Annotated in this window: 21 protein-coding genes, 1 tRNA gene and 1 pseudogene; 13 read left to right on the plus strand and 10 right to left on the minus strand. The window is 64.5% G+C overall.

Going from position 1 to position 20385, the window contains the following annotated elements; genetic code table 11:
* The coding region (locus QX051_RS14170) for a cytochrome c3 family protein (protein ID WP_315776554.1) at positions 1–287 on the minus strand (287 nt) is incomplete at its 3' end.
* Positions 288–1252: 965 nt separating this feature from the next.
* The gene (locus tag QX051_RS14175) at positions 1253–2257 is read right to left on the minus strand and encodes a cytochrome c3 family protein (RefSeq protein ID WP_315776555.1); all 1005 of its coding nucleotides are present in this window, start codon (positions 2255–2257) and stop codon (positions 1253–1255) included.
* On the opposite strand from QX051_RS14175, the gene QX051_RS14180 reads away from it, so the two are divergent.
* Positions 2228–2599, plus strand: coding sequence for a hypothetical protein (locus tag QX051_RS14180; protein WP_315776556.1), 372 nt, complete (start codon positions 2228–2230; stop codon positions 2597–2599). The two genes, QX051_RS14175 and QX051_RS14180, sit on opposite strands and share 30 nt — an antisense overlap.
* 24 nt (positions 2600–2623) lie before the next feature.
* On the opposite strand, the gene QX051_RS14185 is transcribed toward QX051_RS14180, so the two are convergent.
* Complete coding sequence (locus QX051_RS14185) at positions 2624–3529, minus strand: pyridine nucleotide-disulfide oxidoreductase (protein ID WP_315737700.1); 906 nt, start codon at positions 3527–3529, stop codon at positions 2624–2626.
* 392 nt (positions 3530–3921) lie between these two features.
* Here QX051_RS14185 and QX051_RS14190 point away from each other — a divergent pair, with 392 nt between their 5' ends.
* The 8 genes from QX051_RS14190 to QX051_RS14225 all read left to right on the plus strand — a co-directional run bounded on the left by QX051_RS14190 (position 3922) and on the right by QX051_RS14225 (position 13429).
* A complete protein-coding gene (locus QX051_RS14190; protein WP_315776557.1) occupies positions 3922–5163 on the plus strand; it encodes an NAD(P)-binding domain-containing protein in 1242 nt (413 codons plus the stop codon).
* Positions 5150–6673 (plus strand): ankyrin repeat domain-containing protein, encoded by a 1524-nt coding sequence (locus tag QX051_RS14195; protein ID WP_315776558.1) that lies wholly within the window; start codon positions 5150–5152, stop codon positions 6671–6673. The genes QX051_RS14190 and QX051_RS14195 overlap by 14 nt, the downstream gene beginning before the upstream one ends.
* Positions 6674–6971: 298 nt before the next feature.
* A complete protein-coding gene (locus QX051_RS14200) occupies positions 6972–8960 on the plus strand; it encodes a heme lyase CcmF/NrfE family subunit (protein WP_315776559.1) in 1989 nt (662 codons plus the stop codon).
* An 8-nt stretch (positions 8961–8968) separates the two neighbouring features.
* Complete coding sequence (locus QX051_RS14205) at positions 8969–9505, plus strand: DsbE family thiol:disulfide interchange protein (protein ID WP_315737696.1); 537 nt, start codon at positions 8969–8971, stop codon at positions 9503–9505.
* Positions 9502–10014: a cytochrome c-type biogenesis protein gene (locus QX051_RS14210; protein ID WP_315776560.1), complete on the plus strand. Its 513-nt coding sequence runs from the start codon at positions 9502–9504 to the stop codon at positions 10012–10014. The genes QX051_RS14205 and QX051_RS14210 overlap by 4 nt, the downstream gene beginning before the upstream one ends.
* On the plus strand, positions 10014–11330 hold the full coding sequence (gene ccmI, locus QX051_RS14215; protein ID WP_315776780.1) for a c-type cytochrome biogenesis protein CcmI: 1317 nt from the start codon (positions 10014–10016) through the stop codon (positions 11328–11330). The genes QX051_RS14210 and ccmI overlap by 1 nt, the downstream gene beginning before the upstream one ends.
* A gap of 64 nt (positions 11331–11394) precedes the next feature.
* Positions 11395–12048, plus strand: coding sequence for a response regulator transcription factor (locus QX051_RS14220; RefSeq protein ID WP_315737693.1), 654 nt, complete (start codon positions 11395–11397; stop codon positions 12046–12048).
* Positions 12049–12052: 4 nt separating this feature from the next.
* The gene (locus QX051_RS14225; RefSeq protein WP_315737692.1) at positions 12053–13429 is read left to right on the plus strand and encodes a HAMP domain-containing sensor histidine kinase; all 1377 of its coding nucleotides are present in this window, start codon (positions 12053–12055) and stop codon (positions 13427–13429) included.
* Here the strand turns inward: QX051_RS14225 and QX051_RS29485 are convergent.
* Positions 13336–13569 (minus strand): annotated as a pseudogene (locus QX051_RS29485) (hypothetical protein); the annotation flags it as partial. The gene QX051_RS14225 and the pseudogene QX051_RS29485 sit on opposite strands and share 94 nt — an antisense overlap.
* A gap of 44 nt (positions 13570–13613) precedes the next feature.
* Between QX051_RS29485 and QX051_RS14230 the strand changes: the two are divergent.
* On the plus strand, positions 13614–13817 hold the full coding sequence (locus tag QX051_RS14230) for a hypothetical protein (RefSeq protein ID WP_315776561.1): 204 nt from the start codon (positions 13614–13616) through the stop codon (positions 13815–13817).
* A gap of 11 nt (positions 13818–13828) precedes the next feature.
* On the opposite strand, the gene QX051_RS14235 is transcribed toward QX051_RS14230, so the two are convergent.
* Together QX051_RS14235 and QX051_RS14240 are read right to left on the minus strand one after the other, a co-directional pair.
* A tRNA-Leu gene (locus QX051_RS14235) sits at positions 13829–13913 on the minus strand.
* Positions 13914–14048: 135 nt separating this feature from the next.
* On the minus strand, positions 14049–14297 hold the full coding sequence (locus QX051_RS14240) for a FliM/FliN family flagellar motor switch protein (protein ID WP_315717718.1): 249 nt from the start codon (positions 14295–14297) through the stop codon (positions 14049–14051).
* 65 nt (positions 14298–14362) lie between these two features.
* Here QX051_RS14240 and lipB point away from each other — a divergent pair, with 65 nt between their 5' ends.
* Entirely contained in the window at positions 14363–15085 is a 723-nt protein-coding gene (gene lipB, locus QX051_RS14245) for a lipoyl(octanoyl) transferase LipB (protein WP_315776562.1), read from the plus strand.
* A gap of 2 nt (positions 15086–15087) precedes the next feature.
* Here the strand turns inward: lipB and QX051_RS14250 are convergent, their stop codons facing one another.
* On the minus strand, positions 15088–15516 hold the full coding sequence (locus QX051_RS14250; protein ID WP_315776563.1) for a 4-oxalocrotonate tautomerase family protein: 429 nt from the start codon (positions 15514–15516) through the stop codon (positions 15088–15090).
* A gap of 108 nt (positions 15517–15624) precedes the next feature.
* Here QX051_RS14250 and QX051_RS14255 point away from each other — a divergent pair, with 108 nt between their 5' ends.
* Together QX051_RS14255 and QX051_RS14260 are read left to right on the plus strand one after the other, a co-directional pair.
* Positions 15625–16482, plus strand: a complete 858-nt coding sequence (locus QX051_RS14255; protein WP_315737689.1) for a LysR family transcriptional regulator — start codon at positions 15625–15627, stop codon at positions 16480–16482.
* A 59-nt stretch (positions 16483–16541) separates the two neighbouring features.
* On the plus strand, positions 16542–17588 hold the full coding sequence (locus QX051_RS14260; protein ID WP_315754367.1) for an AraC family transcriptional regulator: 1047 nt from the start codon (positions 16542–16544) through the stop codon (positions 17586–17588).
* A 13-nt stretch (positions 17589–17601) separates the two neighbouring features.
* On the opposite strand, the gene QX051_RS14265 is transcribed toward QX051_RS14260, so the two are convergent.
* From QX051_RS14265 to QX051_RS14275, 3 genes are read right to left on the minus strand one after another with little or no spacing between them, the layout of a single operon-like run.
* Positions 17602–19038 carry a TIGR01777 family oxidoreductase gene (locus tag QX051_RS14265; RefSeq protein ID WP_315776564.1) on the minus strand — a complete coding sequence of 479 codons (1437 nt, stop codon included), beginning with the start codon at positions 19036–19038 and terminating at the stop codon, positions 17602–17604.
* Complete coding sequence (locus QX051_RS14270) at positions 19035–19694, minus strand: DUF4166 domain-containing protein (RefSeq protein ID WP_315776565.1); 660 nt, start codon at positions 19692–19694, stop codon at positions 19035–19037. Before QX051_RS14270 ends, QX051_RS14265 begins: the two co-directional genes overlap by 4 nt.
* A 17-nt stretch (positions 19695–19711) precedes the next feature.
* On the minus strand, positions 19712–20281 hold the full coding sequence (locus QX051_RS14275; RefSeq protein ID WP_315737686.1) for a GbsR/MarR family transcriptional regulator: 570 nt from the start codon (positions 20279–20281) through the stop codon (positions 19712–19714).
* Positions 20282–20385: the final 104 nt, after the last annotated feature.

A 20385-nucleotide genomic window follows, 5' to 3' on the forward strand; every position in this document is an offset into this window, starting at 1 on the left:
GCGAAGCTCGCCGCGGTGTTGCTGTGGCAGTTCGAGCACTGCAGCGTCCCGGTCGGGATGTGCGGCGGCGTCGTCATCCCCATCGCGGTCTTGCCGTTGTGGCAGGTCGCGCAGTTGGTGTCGGTGGCGGCATGCTTGAACGCCGCGCCACCGAAGCTGGCCGTGCTGGTGTGACAGGACTCGCACGGCAGATTGGTCTGGAGATGATTGCTGGACTTGCCGCGCGCCGTCGTCCCGTTGTGGCAGTTGGCGCAACCGGCGACGATGCCGGCGTGGTCCATCTTCATTCTGATGCGGAAACTCGCCGTCGACCTGTGGCACACATCGCATGGCGCCGCCGTCGTGATGTGGTTCTTCGACTTGCCCCGTGCCATCACGCCGTTGTGGCAGGTCGTACACGACGCTTTCGCCTGGGTATGATCGATCGCCCGAACGTCCTTCCATGTCGAAGTCTGATGGCAGCTCTCACAGCGCCTCGTGGTCATCGGATGGTTGACCGACATGCCGGCCGTCTGAGCGCCGTTGTGGCAACTGGCGCACTGCGTCTGCGTGCCCTTGAACCGCCCACCGACGTGGCAGGACGAGCACTCCACTCCAACGTGGCTTCCGGTCAGCGGAAACCCGGTCGAGACATGATCGAATGAACTCTGCGCAGCAGCGTGCCCTGCCAGCGCCAGAGCGAGCAGCATACCGGCAAGCAACCACCGCACTACGTAGTGCGATGCTTGCGCCAACAGCCCCCGCTTGCTGTAGCAGCTGCTCAACTCAAACTCCGATCTTCACTCTCGACTCGATCGCCATCCGAATATTCAACGGAGACCGGTCGCCCCGAATCCAGCCGAAACCCTTGAGCGGCCCGCTGCTCGCCGGTCGCCCCAACAAACCCAAGACACTCCTGCGGATTTCCTCCCCAAACGGCCCGGCAGCATGCCTTCCCTGCTACCGAACACTCGGAACGCCCCCGGCCCCTTCAATCGAAGCGCTACGTTGATCGGCGGCGACCAAGTCATCAGCCAGATCACGCAGCGTCACGCCCAACACAGGGCTTCATAGACCGGCAAAGCTGGCCCAAAACTGGGCCAAGCTGAACTCAAGCTGAATGGGCGGTAATGTTTCTGGCGTCCTTCGCTCACGAGGTTCTCGCAAGCGCATCGCGCAAACCGTTGATCTGCAGGCGAACTGATAGCTGCTGCGAGCTGATGTCAGCTCGACACGATGTCGGACGACCGATGCGCCAGCGCAGCCGTCCGAATCAGTTCCTGATCTGAACGTTGCGCCATCCCGTTGCGACATGGCAGCGCTCGCACGTCTGACCGAAGGTGCCATTGTGCACGTCCGAGCTGCGATGACAGCTGAAGCAATCCATCGGCAACTTCAGATCCGGCGGCGACTTGGCCTTGTGGCAGGCCTCGCATGTGATCTTCTGGTGGACACCAACCAGCGGGAATCGTGTCTGCCGCGCGTGATCAAAGCGCCACAGCCGCCACCCATTCGGATTGTGACAACTGGCGCACCGTCCTCCGAGCTTCCCCTGGTGGAAATCCTTGTGGCAGCTCTCACAGGCCATCGGCGTATTCTTGTAGGTCGGCGTCCGGTGGCACTCCTCGCAAGGCACCGACTTGTGCAGACCTATCAACGGAAAACGCGTAATCTCGTGATCGAAGGAGAGCCTCTTCCGCCAGCCCGCATCGCTATGGCAGGTCTCGCAACGTTCGCCGAGCTTACCCTGATGCGGGTCCTGCTTGCGGTGACAGGACACGCATGACGTCGCGAGCTTGTCCCGATAGAGATCACCCGTATGGCAGCTCTCACACTTCACCTTGGCATGCGCATTTCGCAACGGGAAGCGGGTCTTGTCGTGATTGAAGCGGACCGTCTTCCACTTCTCCTGATCGTGACACGTCTCGCACTTGTCGCCGAAGCGGCCGGCATGGACGTCCTGAAGACGGTGGCATGAGCCGCACGACGTCTGCAGATCCTTGTATTGCTGGCCGGAGTGGCACGTTGCACAAGCGACCGACTTGTGGGCGCCCACGAGGGGAAACCTGGTCTTCGTGTGATCGAATTCCTTGGTCGCGCGCCACTTCACCGCCGTGTGGCAGTTCTCGCAGCGCTCACCGAGCCGGCCGCGATGAGGATCGAGCGCCTTGTGACACTCGAAGCAGGTCGAGGGCGTGTTGCGGAACTTCACCTTCGCGACATGACATCCAGCACAAGGAACGTTCTTGTGCGCATCGACCAGCCTGTAGTTCGTCATGTCGTGGTTGAATGTTTCCTTGTCGAGCTGGACGATGTCGGTTCCACGCCCCTTGTGGTCGGTGTGACACTGCCTGCATTCCTGGGTCAGCGCCGCCTGCTCGCGTCCATGCAGGCGCTCATGCTGCCTGCGATCGACTGCAATCTCCTTGTGGCAATCGAGGCAGAGGCCCGACTGCGCCTTCCGCGTGAAGGCTTCGTGGCACTTTCCGCATTCGCTTTCGAGCTTGGCATGCTTCTCGGCCAGCGGGCCCGGCATAACCAATTTTTCAAGCAACGTCTGCGCTCGAAGCCCGGCCGACAGCAGCGCAACACCGACCATGACAGCGACAACCGCCGCTAGGCGCCACCTCATCACGAAACTCCGTCAATAGTGATGGACGGCCCAGACATGAACGAAACCCGCCAGCAGCATGAGAAAAAACAGCGGCAGATGCAGAACGTGCCACAGCGAAAATAGCCGTTCGAAAAATGTCAGTTCTGCGGCCTTCCGCACCGCAGCGGTGTACCTCCGCACGACTTCTTCGATTCGCTTCTCGCGCCGTCGCCGCTCGAACCACGACCATCGCGCACGCTTGGCTTCGGCGCGAATGAGCCGGCGCGCTTCCGCAACCACGTTGGCACGCAGCCGCCTCGTCCGCGCCGCGATGATCGCCCCCGTCCGCAGGCTCCCCAGCGCAGTTCGCGGCACCCTGTTGTCGAGCCCCTTGCTGAAGGCAGCCAACTCCCGCGACACGAATGACGCTGCCTGCATCTCCTGACCGAGCTCCATCCTCATCGCCTCGGCTTCCGCAAGCAGCTCCTTGATGCGCGCCCTTCCACCATGAAGACCCATGTGGATCTTGCCGTAGATATACCGGCCGATCACGCCGCTGATCGCAACGATCAACATGGCAAAGAATGCCACGTTGCTGTTGAGTGCTCCCAGCTTGAAGTTGGCATGAAACAGGATCAGCACGGGGCCAACGACGCCCAGCAGCATGTGCGTTTTGAACCAGAATGGCACCGAGCCGATCCCGCGGAGCGACTTGAAGCGCTTGCGCATCGAATAGGCCAGCAACGATAGCATCGCGACGCTGCCGTATATTCCGAGCCAGTAGCCGGTCCCCGATCCCGGCGTAATATATTCCTCCTCCTTCTGCAGCCATCCGATGCCGATCGCTGCGACAACGAGAAGTGTGACGATGACCGGGATGGTTCCTCGAAGAGGATCGCCGTTCGCGCGAACGACTGCTGTTCTGCTCATGTTCTCGACGCTTCCTGTGAAACCCAAATGCCGGATGGGCGAATGTCCGGCTTGCCTGCGGATCTCCGGATCTCAGTCGAGAGATTCCTTCCTGATAACCACTTGCAAATAACTGTTGCGTCCTCCGGCACTGACATCATTCGTGTGAGATCAGTGCGAGCCATATTTCCGCCGACGGCATCTGTTCAACGAATGAACTACTCCTTGTCCGCAAAACTACAAATCATTCTGGAATTTCTATGTCGGCATCTGTTGAGACGAATTTGCATCTAGCGATGCGGCCGACCTTTCCGGGCGGCCACCACAGCCGGCACCTGCTGCCGCCTACTGTCAGGACTTAAGAAGGGGAAAGAGAGGACATGGCGCTCGATCTCCTGATCGTCTACGCCGCGCCGATGCTCGGCGTCTGGGCCACCTACATGGCCGTGCGCAAGCGTAAAGAAATAAAGAGCGTCGCGAAGCTCTCGGCCGCCAAGGACGCCGGTCTTCTCGAACCGGCATCGCTCCACCCCATCATCGATCCTTCCTTGTGCATCGGCTGTGGCTCATGCGTCAGGGCGTGTCCGGAGGGCGACATTCTCGGCCTGATCGGCGGCAAGGCGGCGCTCGTCGAGCCTTCGCATTGCATCGGACACGGCGCCTGCAAGGCGGTGTGTCCCGTGAATGCCATCACGCTGGTGTTTGGCACCGAAACGCGCGGCATTGACATTCCAAACGTGGACGAGGCGTTTCAGACCAATGTGCCCGGCATCTTCATCGCGGGGGAGCTCGGCGGGATGGGGCTGGTCCGGAACGCCATCGAGCAGGGACGCCAGGCGATCGACTCCGTCCGCAAGATCAAGAACATCGGCAAGTCGGACATGCTCGACGTCGTGATCGTCGGCTGCGGTCCGGCCGGACTCTCCGCCAGTCTCGCCTGCCTGCAGCATCGGCTGCGCTTCGTCACCCTCGAACAGGACTCGCTCGGCGGCACCGTCGCGCACTTCCCCCGCGGCAAGCTGGTGATGACCGCTCCCTTCACGCTGCCGCTCGCAGGTAAATTCAACTTCAGAGAGCTCAGCAAGGAGCAGCTGATCGAGTTCTTCATGAGCATCGTGCACAAGTCCCGCCTCAAGGTGAACGTCGGCGAGCGCGTCGAAGCGGTCGCCCGCGTCGGCGATGGCTTCGACGTCAAGACGAACTGCAGCAGCTACAGAACGCATGCGGTGCTCTTGGCAATCGGACGACGCGGAACACCGCGCAAGCTGGACGTCCCAGGCGAAGAGCAGACCAAGGTCGTCTATCGACTGATCGACCCCGAACAGTATCGCGGCCAGCACGTGCTCGTCGTCGGTGGCGGCGACGCCGCGCTGGAAGCCGCCTGCTCCATCGCCGACGAGCCCGGAACGACGGTGACTCTCTCCCATCGCAGCGACTCGTTCAGTCGCGCCAAACTGAAGAACCGTCAACGGACGGAAGCAGCCGCCCAATCGGGACGGCTCCACGTCATGTACAATTCGTCAGTCAAACGAGTTGGCGGTGACGACGTCGAGATCGATGCCGATGGTAGGACGAGCACGATCCGAAACGATGCCGTCATCGTGTGCGTCGGCGGCATTCTGCCGACGGCGTTCCTGAAGAGCATGGGTATCGAGGTCGAGACGAAGTATGGCACGGCATAAATCCTCTCCTGTCATCCTCCCGCTGATCTGTCTCGTCAGCTTGACCGTACCATCGGTCGCCCTGGCCGGCGACACGGCGGTGCTGGGCGGCAATCCAGCGGGCGCGAGCTCCGAAGTCCCCGGCACGAGCCAGGCTGCGGACGCGGCAATCCGGGCCGGACGTCCCGAGGAAGCACTGAAGCTGCTCGAGCGCGCGGCCATCGCCGGGGATCCAGAGGCGCAGTACCGCCTTGCATCACTCTACCGCGCCGGCCTCGGCACCAAATCAGACGACGCGCTGGCGTTCAAATGGATGGAGGCAAGTGCAAGGAAAGGACACGTCAAGGCACAGTACAATGTCGCAGCGATGTGGCTCGCAGGACGCGGAACGCCCGCCGATCCCGACCGGGCGCGGGATTGGCTGCGTAAATCGGCTGCGGCCGGTTATCAGCCCGCCGAGCAGTTGCTGGCCGATACGGCCAATCGAAACGCGCGCCCGCGCGCCAGGGAGCCGGAGCGGGAAACTGCACGCAGGCCCGCGCCGACGCTCGATGCGCAGGCCGCCATGCGAAACGGCCATCCGGCCATCATCGACGCCGCCCTGCGCGGCCAGCTCGATCCGATGCGCCAGCTCATCGCTGCGAAGGCCGACGTCAACGCGGTCAACCAGGACGGCGATACGCCTCTGGCGATCGCCGCGGCCGCCGGGCATCTTCGGCTGGTGGAGCTCCTGCTCGCCTCGGGAGCCAACCCGAACACCGGCAACCGGCGCGGCGACACGCCGTTGATGCTGGCAGCGGACAAGGATCATGGAGACATCATCAAATTGCTGCTTACAAAGGCGGCCGACCCATCTGCAGCGCGTGCGGATGGCGCGACCGCACTACTGATGGCACTCAGCCGCTGCAATGGTGCCGCTATCGCCGCGCTCCTCGACGGCGCTTCCGGCGGTCTGCCCCCGTTGGCAGACGGCCGGACCCCACTCATGATCGCGGTCGCGTCGTGCACCAATGGCCCGCTCGATCGGCAACTCGTTCAGAGATCCGACCTCAACGCCGCCGATGGGCAGGGCCGCACCGCACTCTGGCACGCGGCCGGCAATGGCAATACGCAAGCGATCGGGCAACTGATCCGCGCAGGTGCGGACATCAACCGCGCTGACGCCGACGACAAGACGCCGTTGCTGAATGCAATCGAAGGCCGCAGCGCCGCGGCCTCGCTGCTTCTGTTGGACCACGGCGCCGATCCGAAACGCGCGACAAGAGGCGGAAACACCGCTCTCATCCTCGCTGCGCGCGCCGGCCTTGCCGATGTCGTCGGTGAACTTCTCAGGCGCAAGGCCGATCCGAACGCGCGCAACGGCCAGGGCATGAGCGCGTTGATGATGGCGGCCCATGAGGGAGACATCGGCATTGCGCAGAGCCTTCTCGCCGCCGGCGCCGAAAAGCAATTGAGGAACAAGCGGCGCGAACGTGCCACGGACATCGCCGCCGCCAGCGGTCACAGCGATATTGCCAAGCTTCTGGAATAGCAGCCGATCTCGTTTCACCTTCCTGCCCATCATGCGGTCGACGCAGCGTTCGCTGTTCCATGGCGCCGCGGACGATTCGACCGCTATTTACCAACGAACACAACGCTCCGTGCCGAGACGACCGGTGATACCGATCTCCGGCAGTGAGTGAGAATGAGTTGCAATTTCACGACGATGCGCGTCGATGGATCATCATCATTCCGTACGAATGATGCCTCATTCGGCGCATTGATTGTCGACGCATCACAGACACTTGATAGTTAGCTGCAGGAATATCCGCTGCAGTCGGAGATACTACATGACAGCGGAGGCCGGATCGTTTGCGCTCATTCTCGCGCTCATCGTGTCGCTGGTACAGTCGATCGTTCCGTTCGCAGCGCTGCGTCGCCAATCCGCGATGATCGCCGGCTTCGTTCGTCACGCTGCCCTGACTCAGTTTCTCTTCGTCGCGATCGCATTCGCGTGCCTGACGTCGCTGTTCGTCCACTCCGACTTTTCAGTCCAGGTCGTCGCAGCGAACTCGCACACGCTGAAGCCGCTGCTCTACAAGGTCTCCGGAGTCTGGGGAAACCATGAGGGATCCATGCTGCTGTGGGTCCTGATCCTCTCCTTGTTCGGCGCGGCAGTTGCATTGTTCGGAACGAACCTTCCCGAGCGGCTGCAGAGCAACGTTCTCGGCGTGCACGGCATGATCGGCCTCGGCTTTCTGGCGTTCATCGTCTCGACCTCGAATCCGTTCGCGCGGCTGGTCGATGCTCCCCTCGAAGGCAACGGACTGAATCCGATTCTGCAGGATCCCGGCCTCGCCTTTCATCCACCATTTCTGTACCTGGGTTACGTCGGCTTCTCGATGGCGTTCTCGTTCTCGGTCGCCGCGCTGATCGAGGGAAAGGTCGATGCCGGCTGGGCCCGCTGGGTTCGACCGTGGGTGCTCGCCGCCTGGTGCTTTCTCACGATTGGAATCACGCTGGGCAGCGCATGGGCGTACTACACGCTCGGCTGGGGCGGCTGGTGGTTCTGGGACCCCGTCGAGAACGCCTCCTTCATGCCGTGGCTTGCGGGGACTGCGCTGCTGCATTCCGCCCTGGTGGTCGAGCGTCGGAGCGCCCTCCAGAGCTGGACGATCCTGCTGGGGATCGTGACCTTCTCATTGAGCCTGATCGGGACTTTCCTGGTGAGGTCCGGCGTGCTCACCAGCGTTCATGCCTTCGCACAGGACCCGTCGCGTGGCGCATTCATCCTAGCGCTGATCCTGGTGGCGACCGGCGGGGCATTGACGCTGTATGCGATCCGGGCGCCAAGCCTGAAGCACGGCGCGCTGTTTGCAGCGGTCAGCCGCGAGAGCGGCCTCGTCCTCAACAATGTGCTGCTCACGGCAGCCGTGGCCACCGTGTTTCTCGGCACGTTCTACCCGCTCCTCGTCGACATGCTCGGGAACGACAAGATCTCGGTCGGCCCTCCCTACTACAACTTGACGTTCGTTCCGATCATGGTTCCGCTGCTGCTTGCCATGGTGATCGGCCCGGCTCTGAAATGGAAGCGCGATCTCCTCGTTGCGGCGCTGCAACGGCTCCGTCTGGCCGGGGGGCTTGCGGCATTCGTCGCCGTCGCAATCCTCGTCGCGACGTTCGGACAGCGTTTCCTGGTCGCATTCTTCTTCGGCATCGCCGTCTGGCTCGTGATCGGCTCGTTGATGGTGCTGGCTCATCGCGTGCGCCTGGGCACGACGACTCCCTTGGCGACCTCGCTCAACCTCGCGCGCACCACCCCGCTCGCGGTCTACGGCCTGGTGCTGGCCCATGCGGGAATGGGCGTCACCGTCGCAGGCATTACCGGAATGACCGCGTGGGCCTCCGAGAAGGTGCAGATGCTGCGGCCGGGCCAGAGCCTGCAGCTCGCGGGCTATGACATCAAGTTGCGCTCGATCGGAAAATTTCCGGGCCCCAACTACGAAGCCGAGCGTGGCTCGTTCGACATCACGCGGAACGGAAAGCCGTTCACGCAGCTTTCCAGCGAGCGCCGCTTCTATCCCGTCAGACAGCAGCAGACGACCGCCGCCGGCATTCGAACCAACCTGATCTGGAACCTCTACGTGACGCTCGGCGACCCCGACGACAAAGGCGCGTGGGCGGTGCGCTGCTACTATCACCCTCTGGTGCCGCTGGTCTGGATCGGCGCACTGATGATGGCTTGCGGCGGCTTCATCTCGCTGGCCGACCGGAGATTTCGTGTCGGTGCTCCGCGACGGGCGATGCGGGCCGTACCGACTGCCGTTCCTGCTGAATAGGACGAGATATGCCGCGCCTACCCTATCTCATACCTCTCGTGGCCTTCGCCGCACTGGCCGCTGGATTGGCTTTCAGCCTGACCAACGATCCGCGGCGAATGCCCTCGACCCTGATCGACAAGCCGACGCCGCGCTTCCAGCTCGCGTCGCTCGACGGCAAGGGCGGCGGTCTTGCCAGTACCGATCTGCAGGGCGATGTGGTCCTGCTCAACGTGTTCGCATCCTGGTGTCCCGGATGCCGCGTCGAGCACCCGATGCTGCTCAAGCTCGCGGAGAGCTCCGCCATCCCGATCTACGGACTGAACTGGAAGGACGATCGGAACGACGGCAAACGCTGGCTTGCCAAGCATGGCAGTCCCTATGCCCGTGTCGGCTCCGATGAGTCCGGCCGGGCCGGCATCGACCTCGGCGTGACCGGCGTTCCCGAAACCTTCGTGATCGATCGGGCCGGCCGCATCCGCTACCGCTATCCCGGCCCGCTGACCGAAGATGTATGGCGTGACGATTTCGAACCTCTGCTGAAGGCACTCAGGAGCGAGTCATGAGCTGCCGGCGGATGAAGGGATTAACCGGAGCGCTACTCGTCAGCTCGCTCGTGCTGACGGCGACCTTGTCGCCGTCCCGTGCGGTGCTTCCGGACGAAATGCTACGGGATGAGGGGCTGGAGGCCCGTGCGCGCGCGCTGGGCCAGGAGTTGCGCTGCGTCGTTTGTCAGAATCAAAGCATCGACGATTCGAACGCTCCATTGGCGCATGATCTGAGGGTTCTGTTGCGCGACCGCCTGCAGGCCGGCGACAGCGACCGGCAGGCGGTGGACTTCCTGGTCGCACGCTACGGCAACTTCGTCCTGCTCAAGCCTCCCTTGCAGTGGAATACGATCCCGCTGTGGATCGGCCCGCTCCTGGCGCTGCTGGCGGCCATCGTCGGCTTCGGCCGCTACGTGCGCCGCGCGACAGCCAATGCGACCGCGCTCGGAGCGGAGCACGTCGCTCCGCTCAGCGCCGACGAACTCAAAGCCATCGAGGCGATCCTCGATCGACGGAGCCTTTCATGATGCTATGGCTGATCCTGACGGCGATGATTTCCGTGGCCGCCGTGCTGATATCGACGCCCTTCATTCGCAACTACGAGCGGAGACGGTTGGCTTCGGCTCAGGGACTCGCCGTCCACCACGACCAGCTCCGCGAGATCGAGAACGAAACCGCACGGGGCCTGATCGACAAGTCGGATGGCGAGAACGCGGCCAGCGAGATCAAGCGGCGCATTCTCGCCGCAGCCGCCGCCGAACAGCCGCCGGCGCCCTCCCTCACCAGCTCCGAACGAAAGTTTGCGCTCGCCGTCGTCACGATGACGGTGGTGTTCGGCTCCGTCATCCTGTACGCGGTCATCGGAAATCCGGATGTCCCCGCAGCCGCGCCGGGCCAGACCGCCAGCAGCACGACGGCAAGGTCGGTTGGCGAGGCGCGATCCGACGCCGGCACCCGGGCCATCGCGTCATTGGAGCAGATGGCCAGCCAGGACGGTCGCGACCGACCGCAGCAGGGCAGCGGACTGCCGCCGGTCGAAGAGATGATCCAGCGCGTGCAGACCAGACTGGAGCGGAATCCCAAGGACGCCGACGGATGGCGGCTGCTGGGCTGGTCGCTGTTCAACATCGAGCGCTTTGCCGAGGCGGCGCAGGCCTATGCGCGCGCAATGGAGCTGCGGCCGGGCTCGGCCGAATACCGCAGCGCGCGCGGCGAAGCGCTGGTGCGGGCCGCGGACGGCACCGTCACGTCCGAAGCCCGCGCGGATTTCGACGAAGCACTCAAACTGGATCCCAAGGACGCGCGCGCCCGCTTCTTCATCGGCGTCGTGAAAGAGCAAGAGGGCGACAAACGGGGTGCGATGGCCGACTGGACGGCGATCGTATCGGAGGCCGATCCGAACGAGCCGTGGCTGCCCGATCTCAAGCAGCGACTCGGCGCGCTTCGTCGCGAGCTCGGGGAGGATGACGGCTCGCCATCGCCTGCCCGGCCGAACCTGTCCGCCGAGCGCATGCAGGAGCTCCTGCGCTCCGGCAAGACGGCGGCGACCGAGCCGGCGGAGCCGCGCGGCCCCCGCGCCGAGGACATCCGAAAGGCCGAAAGCATGTCCACACAGGACCGCAACCTCATGATCCGCGGCATGGTGGATGGCCTTGCGAGCCGCCTCGAACAATCACCGCGCGATGTAGAAGGCTGGATCAAGTTGATCCGCTCGCGGGTCGTGCTGGGCGAGGTCGAAGCGGCGAAACAGTCGCTGCAACGCGCACTGTCGGTCTTCGCGGAGGACGTCCCGGAGCGCACGCGCATAGCTGACGCAGCCAGAGAGCTCGGAATCAATCCATAACGTTCGAGGGCCCGATCCGCGTGTCATCATCGTCGGAACCCGTTCGGCAACCGGAGGAATGGCAATGCGCATTCTGCTCATAGAGGACGAGCCCGTCTACGCGGAGCGCATCAGGGAAAGCTTGGCCGATGCCGGTTTCGAGGCGGATCTCGCCACCGATGGCAAGCAGGGCTGGATGCTGGGCAACAGCCAGCCCTATGATGCCGCGGTCCTCGACCTCGGCCTGCCGTGCATTTCGGGCCTCGACGTGCTGCAACGCTGGCGTCATACCGGGCACACGCTGCCGGTGCTGATCCTGTCGGCCCGCAGCGGCTGGGCCGAGCGTGTCAACGGCCTGAACGCTGGCGCGGACGACTATCTCGAAAAGCCCTTCAAGGCGCAGGAGCTGGTCGCGCGGGTCAAATCGCTGCTCCGTCGGGTCTCCAGCAGACCGGAGGCCGTGCTCCGCCTCCGGCAGATCGAATTCAACGCGGCGGCTGGCCTGGTCAAGAAGGACGGGCAGATCGTCGACCTGACTGCACTCGAGTTGCGCGTCCTCGAGCTCCTCATGCGCCGCGCCGATCATATCGTGTCGCAGACCGAGCTACTGGAGCACATCTATCCGAGCAGCGACCATCGCGACTCCAATACGGTCGAAGTCTACATTGCCCGGCTCAGGAGAAAGCTGGGGCGTGATTGCATTCGCACCGTCAGAGGCATGGGATATCGCTTCGGATAGAGCAATGTTCAGCCGCAACTTCCGAGCCCGCATGATCGTGGTCGCCGCGATCTGGATTTCCATCGTCTTGTTCGCCAGCGGGCTCGGACTCTCGATCGTCATTCGCCGTGTCGTCGTGGCCCACTTCGATCATGACCTCCTGGATCACGCCCGCGAGCTCGCCGACCTCGTGGAAATCGACGCAACGCAGCGGCTATTCATCGCCCGCAATCTGAGCGATCCGCGTTTCTCCCCTGCCAGGTCCGGAATGTATTGGCAGGTCATCCTGCAGAACGGCGAAACCGCGCGTTCGCCGTCGCTACAGGATGACCTTTCTCTTTCATTCACGCCCGATCAGACTCGCGAGGGTTCCCTGCCTCCCTCCACGGCGCTTACGAATGTGGAGGGACCGACTGGGCCGATGCGCATGGTCCGAAACATCAGCGAGCCGTCTCGGCTCGGGCAACCCGTCGAAATCCGTGTCGGTGCCGACGAGCGACTGATCAGTGACGAGATGCAGCACCTCAATCTGACGCTGATCGCGACGCTGGGTATCATGGCCCTCGCCATGGTTGGCACCGCCTACGCTCAAGTCGTTTACGGCCTGCGGCCACTCCAGCGCATGAGTCGCGCCATCGTGGACGTGCGCAGCGGCAAGACCACGCGGCTGCCCGAGGACCTGCCGGAGGAAATCATGCCGCTCGTCACCGAGTTGAACGGAATGATTGCGGCAAATCTCATCATGGTCGATCGCGCTCGCGTGCTCGCAGGAAGTTTTGCACACGCGCTGAAGACGCCTCTGGCAATTCTCGACGAGGAGGCAGCACGGCTGAAAGCATCCGGCCAGGAGAGCCACGCTCAGATTCTGTCGGAGCAGTGCTCGCGAATGGCGCTGCTCATCAACTACCAGACGGCGCGCGCAAAGGCCTCCACGATCGCGAATGCAGGTGCGTTTGCGGTCGTCGCAGACGTCTTGAGGAGCGTCATCAATACCTACTCGCGATTCAGCCCGGGGCACGACCGGCGGTTCGAAGTCGAAGGAGCAGCCGACGTCGTCGTTGCCTGCGATACGAACGATCTGACCGAACTCATCGGCAACCTGCTCGACAATGCGGCAAAATGGGCACATGACCGCGTCGTGATTTCGATCGAGGATCTCGACAGCACCGTCTTGATCACGGTGGAGGACGACGGGCCCGGCATTCCAGTCGAAGAGCGAATGCGCGTATTCGACGTGGGCACGAGACTTGACGACGCGAAGCCGGGCACTGGGCTCGGTCTGGCGATTGCCCGCGACCTGACCAGTCTCTATGATGGCCGACTATGGATCGAGGATTCGAGAATTGGGGGCGTCGCCCTGAAGCTCGCACTTCGAAAGAAGGGTGATCCAAGCTCATCGTGACATGACTTGTGCCCGCAGCGCCACACGAAGCCGCCCTGGTCGATGCGTTTGGTGAACAGACGCCCCCCATTGCCGTCACAGAACCGGACCTTCAGCACCAACGCCTTCTTGCCGCGGAAAGCAAACGGGTAGCCGAAGAACGGCCCTTCGTCGGCGCGTCGTGTACCAGCATCGAGACCCCGAAATGCCGGCTCACGACATCGCCCAAGCCAACCGTGAGAAGCCTGGCATCAGCGGAATGGACGAGGTGGTCGCGTTCGACCAGAGCCTGTCATCGGAGGATTTTCTCAAGCCCGTCGCAGAAAACAGGACAGCAACGCCCCGCGGGAACGATCGGCAACATTCCCGAGCAACAGACAGAAAAAAGTTCAAGGATTTCAAGGATTAAACGAGGATTTATGGTGCGCTCGGAGGGACTCGAACCCCCACGGTGTTACCCACTGCCACCTCAAGGCAGCGCGTCTACCAATTCCGCCACGAGCGCGAAGAAGATGCCGGGGCCAGAGGAAGGGCGGCACCGGATCAGTGGCGCCCGTGTATCAAATCGATGTCGGGGGGACAAGGCCCGCCCTGCCCTAAAATACCGGATTGTGGATGGTTTTCGCGCCGCCCGGGGCTGCTATCGCGACGTCGGCGTCGGCGAGCGCGGCAGCATCTGCTTGACCTCGACCGCGATGCGGTTGCGGTCGACCAGCACGACCCCGTTGGCGATCGGCAGGTTGTTGGCGAGCACCTTGACGTCATCAGCCTCGGTGGCGTCCAGCTCGATGATGGCGCCGCGGGACAGGCGCAGAACCTGGTGGATGGGCATGGAGCAGGTGCCGAGAACGACCATCAGGTCGACTGTCACTTTATCGAGGGTTGACACTGCAGGACCACCGAAGTCACGACTGGATTTTCGTTGCCCAGACATCACCATGTTGTGGTTAGCCAATGGTTAACAGCCGCCAAACACTCGACCTGACCACCTTTGCGGGCCCCCCCGGCAACGCCGTGGCGTGGTGCATCTCCGATTCGCTGGTCGACTACGCCCAGGCCACCGAATTCATGGAGGCGCGGGCGGCGGCGATCGCCGCCAACGAGGCCGCGGAGATGGTCTGGCTGCTCGAACACCCGCCGGTCTACACCTCCGGTACGTCGGGCAAGGGGGAAGACCTGCGCGATCCGCGCTTTCCGCTGGTGCCGACCGGCCGTGGCGGCCAGGTCACCTATCATGGGCCCGGCCAGCGGGTGGCCTATGTCATGCTCGACCTGAAGCGGCGGCGCCCCGACGTACGCGCCTATGTCGCGGCGCTCGAGGAGACGATCATCCGAACCCTCGATGCCTTCAACGTGCGCGGCGAGCGGCGCGAGGATCGCGTCGGCGTCTGGGTCAAACGGCCCGACAAGGGCGAGGGCCATGAGGACAAGATCGCCGCGATCGGCGTGCGGCTGAAGCGCTGGGTCACCTTTCACGGCATCGCCATCAATGTCGAGCCGGACCTGTCGCACTTTCAGGCCATCGTGCCCTGCGGCGTGACCGATCCGCGCTACGGCGTCACCAGCCTGGTCGATCTCGGCCTGCCGGTGACGCTCGCCGATGTCGACATCGCGTTCCGGCAGGCGTTCGAGAGCGTCTTCGGCGCCGTCAGCGTCGCGCAGCCGGAGACGGCATGAGCTCACGCAGCGCCCTGCTGCGGCGGCACGCCGAGCTTCGCCGCGACATAGCGGCGCTCCTGGCTCAAGCCACCGAAGCCGTAGGCATCCGCCTTGACCTCGTCGACATGAAGGTAGGTCTCGTGATGCAGCGGTCCGATCAGCTCGGCCATGCGCGCGAACACCGCGGCGAGATAGGCGGCCTTCTCGTCCTTGGTATTGGTGCCCTCGCTGACGTGAACGTCGATCCAATAGCTTGAAAGCCCCTGCTCCGCCAGCGCGGCGCCGCCGGCGAACCAGTCCGCGGCATCCGCTTCCGAGACGATGACGGCGGTGACCTTGGGATCCTTGCGCAGGATGCGTGCGGTCAGTTCGGTGACGGCGTCCGCAATGTCCTTCTTCAGCGCGGGCGAGCGACGCTGGCTGGCATAGATGATGTTGATCAATGGCATTTTTGGCTCCCGGTCTCGAGCGCGTGACTGCGCTTCGAGAGCAAAGCTAGCCCCACGCCGCCCATTTTGGTACGTTATCGATATGGATATCAATGATAACAGACGCATATGACCGCCACGCTCGACATCGCGACCGTCCGCGCCTTTCTGCTGGTGAGCGAGCTGCACAGCTTCACGCGGGCGGCCGAGACGCTCGGCACCACCCAGGCCGCGGTCAGCCTGAAGCTGCAGCGACTGGAAGCGCTGCTCGGAAAGCGGCTGGTCGAGCGTTCGCCGCGCGCGGTCCGGCTCACCGCCGACGGCGCGGCTTTCGCCGAAAACGCCCGCGCGCTGGTTGCCGCTCATGACCTTGCGCTCACGGGAGCGCCCCGCACCCGCCCGCTTCTGTCGCTCGGGATCAGCGATCACGTCGCCGGCCCCGAGCTGGTGCCGATGCTCGAGCAGATGCATGCAGCCATGGCGGACCTCGTCCTGTCGGTCAGCATCGGCTTCTCGCGCGACCTGCTCGACCGCTACGATGCCGGCAAGCTCGACGCCGTGATCGTCCGCCAGGAGGCGAGCCGCCGCGGTGGCGAGGCGTTGATCACGGACGAGTTCGGCTGGTTCGCAGCTCCCAGATTTCGTCTGCCGGCGGGCGGCACGCTGCCGCTCGCCACGCTCGCGCCGCCCTGCGGCGTGCGCAGCATCGCGGTCCGCGCTCTCGAGCGCGCCCGAATCAGCTTCAGCGAGACGTTCGTCGGCGGCGGGGTGACGGCCGTTGCGGCGGCCGCGCGCGCCGGTCTTGCCGTTGCGCCGCTGGCCCGCCGGATCGCGCCGAGCGGACTGATCGATGTCGGACCGGATCTCGGCCTGCCCAAGCTCGGCCGTTCCAAGGTGATGCTGCATGCAAAGGCGGGAGATGCGGCCAAGCGCGCGGCCTTGCGCACGCTGGCCGCGGCCTTCCGAAGCGCCGCGATGTCGAAGTAATTGACGCCCGCGGAGCCTGATGTAGCATGGGTTGATGATCGGAGCTCAGGAGCAGCGGCTTGAACCGTCTCTTGACCGCAGCTGACCTCGTCAGCGCCCCAGCAAAGCCGAGCCCGGCCTCGACCGGCGCGACCGGCCTCGAGCCGTTACATCGCCACGCGCTGATCCGAACCTCCAACGCCGACGTGCTGCGCGACCTCGCGGGGCGCCGGCTCGGCGCCGAGCGCGTCGACTTCAGGAACGCCGAGCGCTTCGAGGCGATCGTCAACTTGATCGAACTCGAGACCATCGGCCTCGCCTTTGGCACCACGACCTGCGACATGGTCTGCGATCATCGTGCCGCCGACTTCATCAGGGTGCAGATCGCCCTGAAGGGACGTGCGGTCAGTTGCGCCCGCGGCGAGGCGACCGACGTCAACGAGCATCAGTTCGCAGTCGCGCCGGCTGGCGTGCCATGGCAGATGGCGTGCCAGGGTGGCCATCGACGCCTCACTTTGCGGCTCGATCCGCAAGCGCTGCGGCGGCGCCTGACGGCGCTGGTCGGCGTGCAGCCGCGCGCCGACTTTGCGATCGCCCCCGCCATTCCGGCCGCCGATCCGCAGGCCCGCAGCCTGATGCGGCTGCTCGATTTCCTGACGACCCAGCTGAACGAGCAGGATGCGGCGTTCCCCGCTGCGGTCTATCGCGAGCTGGAGGATGCGGTGCATGTCGCCTTCCTCTGCGCGAGCCGTCATCGTTTCCGCGACACGCTCCTGGATCCCTCTCCGATGCCGGATTTCGGCCTGGTCAAGCGGCTCGAAGATTACATCGAGGCCAACTGGCGCGAGCCGATCACGATCGAGCGCCTTGCGCGCGAAGCCGGCGTCAGCGCCCGCTCCATCTTCCGTCTGTTCGAGCGCGTGCGCGGCTATTCGCCGATGGCCTTTGCCAAGTCGGTGCGCCTGCGGCGCGCCCACGAGATGCTGCGGTCCGGCGATCCGGCCGTCACGGTTGCGGCGGCGGCCGCCGCCTGCAACTTTGCCAATGCCGGACACTTCGCCCGCTACTATCGCGCCACGTTCGGCGAGTTGCCATCGGCGACGATGACGCGCGCCGAGCAATCGTGACGCTTTCGGCCGCTCACAGGATGGCTTCGAGCGCGCTGCGCAGGCTCTGATGGCGGAACACGAAACCGCTCGACAACGCCTTGTTCGGCACCACGCGCTGGCCGCCGAGCAAAAGCTCCTCGGCGAGGTCGCCGCCGATCCGGCGCAGCAGGCCGGCGGGAACGCGCAGCAGCGCCGGTCGCCGCAGGCAGCGCGCGAGCTCGGCGGTGAAGGCGAGATTGCGCACCGGCAGCGGCGCTGTCGCATTGACCGGCCCGGTGATGGTCTCGGTCGCAATCACATGCGCGATCAGCCGGACGAGATCGTCGCGCTCGATCCAGGACATCCATTGCAGGCCGGAGCCGAATGGCCCGCCCAGGCCGAATTCGAACGGCGTCAGCATCCGCGCCAGGAAGCCGCCGTCGCGGCCGACGACGAGACCGATCCGCAGCAATGCGACGCGGACGCCATGTGCTTCGGCACCGCGAGCCGCCTGCTCCCAGGCGTCGCAGAGGTCATGACTGAAGCAGGCATGCGACTTGGCGGATTCGGTCAGCGGCTGGTCCTGCCACAGGCCGTACCAGCCGATCGCCGAGCCGTTGACCAATACATTCGGCTTGCGGTCGAGCCGAGCAATCAGAGAGACGACGGCTTCCGTCGTAGCCAGCCGCGACTGCAGGATCGTCGCGCGCTTGGCCGCCGTCCACGGTGCGTTGCCGATCGGCTCGCCGGCGAGATTGACGATCGCGTCGATGCGGATGTCGGAGGCGAGCTGATCGAGACTGGTGATCAACGTCAGCGGCGCCGGCAACATTGCGGCCTTGGCCGGGTCGCGCACCAGGGCGACGACATGATGGCCGGCCGCGGCGAGACTGGCCGCCAGCCGCGCGCCGATGAAGCCGGTCGCACCGGTGATGAGAATGGTCTGCGCCGCCGGCAGCGCCGCGACCAGCCCAGCGGCATCCGGCCGTGACATCCGCGCGAGGCGTCGCGCCGCGGCGAAGTCGCGCAGACCGCATAGGCCAGCGCCAGCCGCGGCGGCAGCCGCAATCCAGCTCAGCACGCCGGCATAGGCCGGCACGATTGCCGAAGGCCACATCGCCCAGCCGATCAGCAGCGGCACCAGCAGCATCAGGATCGCGCCGTAGTTGATGGCGAGCAGAGTGTGATTGATACGCTCGCTCGGTGGGAGCCTGCGCGTCAGATCCTCCTCGACGAAATCGGTCAAGGTGATGGCGATCTCGGCCACGAGCACCGCGAGCACGAGGATTGCGAACAATCCATGCACCTCGCACCAGCCGAGGACGGCGAACAGCAGCGCATAGAGCACGTTGCGGATACCGTGCAGCTTGAGCTCGCCCTGCTGCGACGGCCGCCACGCCAGGCGCTCGGTGAACTCATGGTGATAGAAGGTGTCGAACACGCCCATCACGATCTGCAGCGCGATCAGGGACCAGAGCAGCGGCGTCATGGTGTGGACTCCCGGAACACGGCGCTCTGGCGGATGATGCGCCCGAAGCGCGGGTGGGTGATCTCGAGCGAGAAGCGAAAGACGCCGCTGCCGAGATCGGAATGGGTGACGGTGAGGTCGCCGAGCGTGAGCCATGCCGGCAACGCCCAGCGCCGGCCGGCGAAGTCGAACGTGTAGCCGGCGCCATGGAAATGAAGCGCGCCATCGGCGACGCCGACGCGCAGGCTCATGCTGAGGCCCCAGCCGAGATACTCCTCGAGTCCCGTCGGACCGGCGAAGCGCTTGGCGGAATGGATCACCTGCGGGAAGCCATGCGGGCGCCCGCAGATGCGCGTCCAGATCTGACCGCCTCTCGCCGCGTCCTCCGTCACCGCGACGATCATCGGCACACCGATGTCCGCGCGCGTCGGCAGCGGCCCGCCGATCAGCCGTGCCAGATGCGCGAACCAGAAGCCGGCACGGCTGATCTCGGCCTGATCGACCTCGCCGACATAGACGACGGTGGCGCCGTCGGCGAGTTTCTTGGAGAAGCGGCGCCAGATCGACACCGGCAGTCGTCCCCAGTCTTCGGCGGACAGCAGCGCGCGGAACCTGTGATCATCATGGAGCCGGGCGCTGGAGGGCGTTGAAAGTCCGAGATGTCGCATGGTGACCATGACGCCCTCCACTCTCCTCAAGCGCTGCCGGACCTGGACCTTCCCGACGGCAACAGATTTGCAATCTTCTCGCCGAGCTTGATCAGCGCGACGAGACGCGGCCGCGGCACCTTCAGCATCTGCACGTACCAGCGGTCGATCAGCTCGGTGAACGCCAGCATGTCCTTCAGACGCTTGGCTGCGACCGCGCTGATCGTGGGATCGCCGGTCGCTTCCGCGACGCAGGCGCGCAGCGCCGCGATGGCCGGATCGATCTCGCGTTCCTTGCGGCCGGCCGCGATCCGCTGCGCCACCTCCCAGATGTCGGTCTCGGCCTCGAAATGATCGCGGCGGTCGCCGAGGATCGGCACGCGCCGGATCAAGCCCCAGGCGAGCAGCTCCTTCAGCGAGTTCGAGACATTGGAGCGGGCCATGCCGAGCGTGTCGGCGACGTCCTCCGCCGTCATCGGCTTCTCGGCGAGGTACAGCAGGCCGTGGATCTGGCTCACCGAGCGGTTCACACCCCACTGGTCGCCCATGTCGCCCCAGTTGAGAATGAAGCGCTCGACGGCGGGCGGAAGCTTCCGATTGCCTGGTGTTTCTGTCATGACAGAAATATCTGACCGTAGAGAGTGAATGTCAAGAGCGTCTTATTTGAACCGGGCGGGTGGCCGGCAAGACGGATGTTACAGCGCCCCTCTTGCGCGCGCCG

The organism is Bradyrhizobium sp. SZCCHNR1053 (genome assembly GCF_032381235.1).
In the GTDB taxonomy this organism is placed as follows: domain Bacteria; phylum Pseudomonadota; class Alphaproteobacteria; order Rhizobiales; family Xanthobacteraceae; genus Bradyrhizobium.